The organism is Streptomyces sp. NPDC001220 (assembly GCF_053597895.1).
This window is the reverse complement of the sequence record NZ_JBSFJE010000020.1, coordinates 169270-175373: the sequence shown is the minus strand read 5'-3', so window position 1 is coordinate 175373 and position 6104 is coordinate 169270. Positions and strand designations below refer to the sequence as shown.

Annotated in this window: 4 protein-coding genes; 3 read left to right on the top strand and 1 reads right to left on the bottom strand. The window is 63.4% G+C overall.

Features of this window, described 5'->3' with window-relative positions; all coding sequences use genetic code 11:
* Nucleotides 1–1254: helix-hairpin-helix domain-containing protein (locus tag ACWDGI_RS37430; RefSeq protein WP_450766928.1), on the top strand; the 1254-nt coding region annotated here is incomplete at its 5' end.
* 147 nt (nucleotides 1255–1401) lie between these two features.
* On the opposite strand, the gene ACWDGI_RS37425 is transcribed toward ACWDGI_RS37430, so the two are convergent.
* Nucleotides 1402–2844 (bottom strand): KamA family radical SAM protein, encoded by a 1443-nt coding sequence (locus ACWDGI_RS37425; RefSeq protein ID WP_450766926.1) that lies wholly within the window; start codon nucleotides 2842–2844, stop codon nucleotides 1402–1404.
* 419 nt (nucleotides 2845–3263) lie between these two features.
* Between ACWDGI_RS37425 and ACWDGI_RS37420 the strand changes: the two genes are divergently transcribed.
* Together ACWDGI_RS37420 and ACWDGI_RS37415 are read left to right on the top strand one after the other, a co-directional pair.
* Nucleotides 3264–4709, top strand: coding sequence for an aldehyde dehydrogenase family protein (locus tag ACWDGI_RS37420; protein WP_450766924.1), 1446 nt, complete (start codon nucleotides 3264–3266; stop codon nucleotides 4707–4709).
* The gene (locus ACWDGI_RS37415) at nucleotides 4706–6091 is read left to right on the top strand and encodes an acetyl ornithine aminotransferase family protein (protein ID WP_450766922.1); all 1386 of its coding nucleotides are present in this window, start codon (nucleotides 4706–4708) and stop codon (nucleotides 6089–6091) included. Before ACWDGI_RS37420 ends, ACWDGI_RS37415 begins: the two co-directional genes overlap by 4 nt.
* Nucleotides 6092–6104 lie beyond the last annotated feature (13 nt).

The following is a 6104-nucleotide window of genomic DNA, read 5'->3' as shown; positions in this document are numbered from 1 at the left end:
CAGGCGCTGTGGGACGTGCTGGTCCCGTTCGCCGGATACGCGTTCAACAAGGCGCACTCCGCCGCGTACGGCCTGGTCTCGTACTGGACCGCCTACCTGAAGGCGAACCACCCCGCCGAGTACATGGCGGGCCTGCTCACCTCGGTCAAGGACGACAAGGACAAGTCGGCGGTCTACCTCAACGAGTGCCGGCGCATGGGCATCAAGGTGCTCCCGCCGAACGTGAACGAGTCGGTGCACAACTTCGCCGCGCAGGGCGACGACGTGATCCTGTTCGGCCTGGAGGCCGTCCGCAACGTCGGTACGAACGTGGTGGAGTCGATCATCCGGAGCCGCAAGGCCAAGGGCAAGTACAGCTCCTTCCCCGACTACCTCGACAAGGTCGAGGCGGTCGCGTGCAACAAGCGCACCACGGAATCGCTGATCAAGGCGGGCGCCTTCGACTCCCTGGGGCACACCCGCAAGGGCCTCACCGCGCACTTCGACTCGATGATCGACAACGTGGTCGCGGTCAAGCGCAAGGAGGCCGAGGGGCAGTTCGACCTGTTCGGCGGGATGGGCGAGGAGGAGAGCGACGAGCCCGGCTTCGGCCTGGACGTCGTCTTCACCGACGAGGAGTGGGACAAGACCTATCTGCTCGCCCAGGAGCGGGAGATGCTCGGTCTGTACGTCTCCGACCACCCGCTGTTCGGCCTGGAGCACGTGCTCTCGGACAAGGCCGACGCGGGCATCGCCCAGCTGACCGGCGGTGAGCACGCCGACGGCGCGGTGGTGACGATCGGCGGCATCATCTCGGGTCTCCAGCGCAAGATGACCAAGCAGGGCAACGCCTGGGCGATCGCCACCGTGGAGGACCTCGCGGGCTCCATCGAGTGCATGTTCTTCCCGGCGAGCTACCAGCTGATCTCGACCCAACTCGTCGAGGACGCCGTGGTGTTCGTCAAGGGGCGGCTCGACAAGCGCGAGGACGTGCCGCGGCTGGTCGGCATGGAGCTGACGGTCCCGGACCTGTCCAACGCCGGTGCCAACGCGCCCGTGATCCTGACCATCCCGGCGACCCGGGTCACCCCGCCGATGGTCAGCCGGCTCGGCGAGATCCTCAGCCACCACAAGGGCGACAGCGAGGTCCGGATCAAGGTGCGCGGTCCCCACAAGACGACGGTCCTGCGCCTGGACCGGCACCGGGTGCAGCCGTCTCCGGCGCTGTTCGGCGACCTGAAGGTGCTGCTCGGGCCGTCCTGCCTGGCCGGCTAACGAGATCGCTGCTCACGGCGCCGCGCCGTGAGCAGCGATCAAGCCGTCACGATGGGCCGCAGATGGCCTGCTTCACGTGCTGATATGGGACGTGCGCAGCAGACAGTTCGCATGGGCTGGACGTCATCTCGGCCCGGAGTCCGAGCCTCACGCCGATCTCGACTCCCTGAGCCAATACTCCTGACCCTCGGGCGGGAGTGTGTCAATCGGGTCGTAGTAGGGGTGGCGGCGGGTGAGGGTATCCGGATCGTCGTGCTCCAGCGGAGTGCGATAGTTCTTCGTCCAGTAGGTGACGCCGCGTTCTCGATCGTACTCCGTGACCATGTGCACCCACCGCTTGCCGACCATGGGCACGTCGCACACAATTCGGGGCGTGGCGTAGCCGGGTAGATATCCCATGATGTCGTGCTGGAGTCGTTCCGCCTGCCACACCGCTGTCCGCCAGTGCTCGGCATTGGGGATCATGTCGCAGAGATAGAAGTAGTAGGGGAGTATGTTTGCCTCTCCCTGCAGGCCGAAGCACAAATCGAGCAGGTCCTCCATAGTTGCGTTGACGCCGCGCAACAACACGCCCTGATTGCGTACATCCCGCACACCGGTATCGAGTGCCACTCTGGCGGCTCGAGCCACAAGAGGCGTGAGTGATTGCGCGTGGTTAACGTGGGTGTGGATGGCAAGGTTGACCCCGCGCCGCGCCGCCACGCGAGCCACCCGTTCCAATCCTTCGGTAACGACCGGCTGAAGCCAGTGCTGAGGCAAGCCTGCCAGTGCCTTCGTCGCAAGCCGGATGTCGCGGACGGTGTCTATTTCCAGCACCTGCATCAGGAATGTTTCCAGCGTGCGCCAGGGGATGTTACCTACGTCGCCGCCGGAGACAACGATGTCCCGAACGCCGGGATGTGTCCGCAAGTAGGCGAGGATGGCCTCACCGCGCTCAATGGGTTTGCGTGTCAGACGCAGCTTCTCCACCGATGGGGTGGAGTTGCCCACCAAATCCATCCGGGTGCAGTGACCACAGTACTGAGGGCAGGTGGAGAGTAACTCCGCGAGAACTTTCGTCGGGTAGCGATGTGTAAGGCCTTCGGTGACCCACATATCCTGTTCGTGCAGTGAGTCTCGACTCGCCAGGGGGTGAGAAGGCCAGCGCGGATGCCGGTCAGAGGCCACGGGCAACATGTACCGGCGTATGGGGTCGGCGTAGAACGTGTCCGTGTCCGGGGCCTTGTCGGGCACCATCGTGTTGAGCATTTGAGGCGTCACCAGCAGTGACATGGTTGCATTTTGTGTTTGATCGCGCTCAAGGTCTGCGTAGAAACGATCGTCTACCAAGTCGCCCAGGACATCCATCAGTTGACGGGCGTTCTTGACGCAGTGGGCGCGTTGCCACTGTGCCGACTCCCACTCGGCACGCGTGATGTGCCGCCAGCCCGGAAGGCGGGTCCAGTCGGGTTCGCTGAGTTCTTGACGGCGGTATACGTAGGGTTGCGGGCTAGTGCGGTACATCAGTCCCTCCCTCGCGTAGACCTGAAGCTCTTGCTGCCAGGTGATCCTACTCTCGGCTCGCAGCGCGCTTTCGATCAAGGGCTGCAAGTCGTGACCATGCACGGGAAACTTGTCGCGAGTCGGTACGGGTTGCACCGAATCACCCATCAGTCGAGACGCGTTCGTGCGGTGAGATTCGTCATACGTCCCCCACCCCCTCCGTCTGGGCGATCCGGTCATATGTGGCGTTGTCGCGTAACTAACGCTACGCGGTAGCAAATGGCTGGGTTATTGACGGGAGGTCGCGCGGGGGTGTCCCCTTGGTGGGTCGAGATGCGGCATGAGTAGCCGACAGTCAACAAGCCGTCGCAGTAGCTGAGTTGCTGAACGCTGACGATTGATGAGGAGTGAGGTCGGTGGCGGAGAGATTTCGCGTTACATACGCGACGCTATCTGCGGACAATGAACAGCTGCACACAGAATACGAGGCAGGGCTAGAGGTCGCTCGGGCGTGGTGCGGCGCGACCGTGCCTGCTTATGTGAATGGCGAAGCCCGGACGACGGGCGCGACGTTCGACGTGACGAGCCCTGTGGACTCAACCCTGAAGGTGTGTGTCGTGCATTCGGCGACCCCTGCGGACATTGGAGACGCCCTCGCGCATGCAAGAGCCGCCGCTGCGCCGTGGCGGAGCACACCGTGGCAAGAGCGAATCGCCCTTCTTCGGCTGGCGGCGGACCTGATCAGCGAACGCGCCTCCCAACTGGCTGCGTTGGTCACGCTGGAAGTCGGAAAGAATCGCCTGGAAGCGCTCGGCGATGTGGAGGAAGCCGCAGATCTGATCCGCTACTACTGCACGCAGATGGAGAACAACGATGGGTTCGTGAGGGCCATGGACTCGTTCTCTGACAAAGAATGCACCACCAGCGTCCTGCGACCGTACGGAATCTGGGGAGTTGTCAGCCCCTTCAACTTTCCCATGGCGCTGGCCGCCGGCCCCGTGGGTGCCGCGCTGGCGGCAGGAAACACAGTCGTGCTCAAGCCCAGCCCGCAGGCCTCGTACAGCGCCGTCAAGCTCCATGAGTGTCTGCGCGACGCCGGGATACCCTCGGGCGCCTTTCACGTGCTTCCCGGTGGCGACGAGGTGGGTGCCGCAATCGTGAACCACCCTGACGTCGATGGCTTGACCTTCACCGGTTCGCACGCGGTCGGGATGGAGATTCATCGCGCGTTCTCTCCGGCGTATCCAAAGCCAGTGATATGCGAAATGGGAGGCAAGAATCCGGCGATCGTGTCGGAGCGAGCTGACCTGGACACTGCTGCCGACGGCATCGCCCGCTCCGCATTCGGCTTCACCGGACAGAAATGCTCGTCCTGTTCGCGGGTCTACGTCCAGCGCCAAGTCTACGACATCTTCCTGGAGAAGCTGGCTGAGCGGGCCCGCAATGTAGTTGTCGGCGATCCCACCGATCGCTCCGTCTTCATGGGCCCAGTGATCGACGCCCAGGCCCTCGAGCGTTTCACGGAATCCGCCTCCGCTGCCCGCGACAGGGGCAGGATTGTGGCAGGCGGCGGACTGCACCGTACCGCAACACCTGGTCACTATGTGCAACCGACAGTGGTTGCGGACCTGCCCGTAGGTGACCCATTGCTGCGTGACGAACTGTTTCTTCCGTTCGTCGCTATCACGCCGGTGGATACCCTCGACGAGGCCCTCGCTCTGGCCAACAAAAGCGACTTCGGGCTCAGCGCGGGCTTCTTCTCCACCGATGAAGCGGAGGTGAGCCACTTCCTGGAGAACATCGAGGCCGGGGTGGTCTATGTAAACCGTGCCGCAGGAGCAACCACCGGTGCCTGGCCGGGCGTACAGCCATTTGGGGGCTGGAAGGGGTCGGGTAGTTCTGGTAAGGCCGGTGGCGGTCTCGAGTACGTACAGCTCTTCATGCGGGAACAATCTAGAACGGTGGTTTCATGACTACGACGGCGCAGAGCCCGACTCCCGATTGGCTGGCAGACCGAACGGTTCCGGACATCCGCACCCAGCTGCCCGGCCCGGTGGCCAGCAAGATCTGTGAGGAAGACCTGGCAGTAACCAGCAAATCGCTGCCCCGTGCTTACCCTTTCGTACCGCAGCGCGGGTACGGATCGGTACTCGAGGACGCGGACGGCAACTTGTTTCTCGACTTCAACGCAGGCATCGCCGTCAACTCCACCGGCCACGCACACCCCACTGTGGTGGCTGCGGTCCAGCGCCAGGCTGAGAAGCTTCTGCACTATTCCGCCAGTGATTTCTACCTGCCTATTTACTCCGAGATGTGCAAAGCGCTGGCCGAGAGCGCACCGATCGATGGTCCAGTCCGAGTATTCCTTGCCAACTCAGGCACGGAAGCGGTAGAGGGCGCTCTGAAGGTGGCGCGCAATGCCACAGGACGCCCCTACGTGATCAGCTTCTTCGGCTCGTTCCACGGACGCAGCTATGGCGCGGTGAGCCTGACCGCGTCTAAGGCGAAGTATCACGCCGGGTTCGGTCCGCTACTTCCTGGTGTTCTGCACGCGCCCTACGCGCAACGAGAACGTCACCCGGTTACCAGAGAACTGGACTACGACGCCGACCACACATTCGATTACCTGGAACACACCCTGTTCCGATACGTAACCCCTCCGTCCGAGGTCGCCGCCGTCTTCGTCGAACCCATCCAGGGGGAGGGGGGGTACATCGTCCCCCCTAAAGATTGGATGGTACGGCTGCGGGAACTGTGCGACCGGCACGGCATCCTGTTGGTCGCCGACGAGGTGCAATCCGGCGCGGGGCGGACGGGAAAGCTGTGGGCGATAGAGCACACCGGCGTGCGTCCCGACATTCTAATCAGTGCCAAGGGCCTTGCTTCCGGGCTTCCTCTCGGCGCGATTGTGGCACGCGCAGAGCTTATGGAGCGCTGGCCCGCCGGTGCTCACGGGTCGACCTATGGAGGCAGTCCGGTGCCATGCGCGGCAGGGCTGGCCACGCTTGAGGTCATCCGCAGTGAAGGGCTTCTCGACAACGCCACCAAACAGGGCAAGTTGATCCTCGCCGGTCTGCGAGACCTGCAACGGCAGTTCAGCTCGCTGTTGGTCGATGTGCGAGGCGTCGGCCTCATGATCGGCACGGAATACGCAACTCCCGCAATCGCAGCCGCAGTACAGCGTGAGACATTTGAACGAGGCCTGCTCGTGCTGGACTGCGGAGACCAGTCAATTCGCATCTCGCCACCACTCGTCATCACCGAGGAGCATGTGAAGATCGGACTCAGGCTGCTCGGCCAAGCGCTGGAGGCGGTCGCAAGCGACCCGGCACTCAATGAGACCCGTGCATCGTGAAACCGGGTCTGTA

Excerpts from the sequence above, each read along its gene's own strand:
- ACWDGI_RS37415 (WP_450766922.1), top strand. The coding sequence starts at position 4,706 with ATGACTACGACGGCGCAGAGCCCGACTCCCGATTGGCTGGCAGACCGA.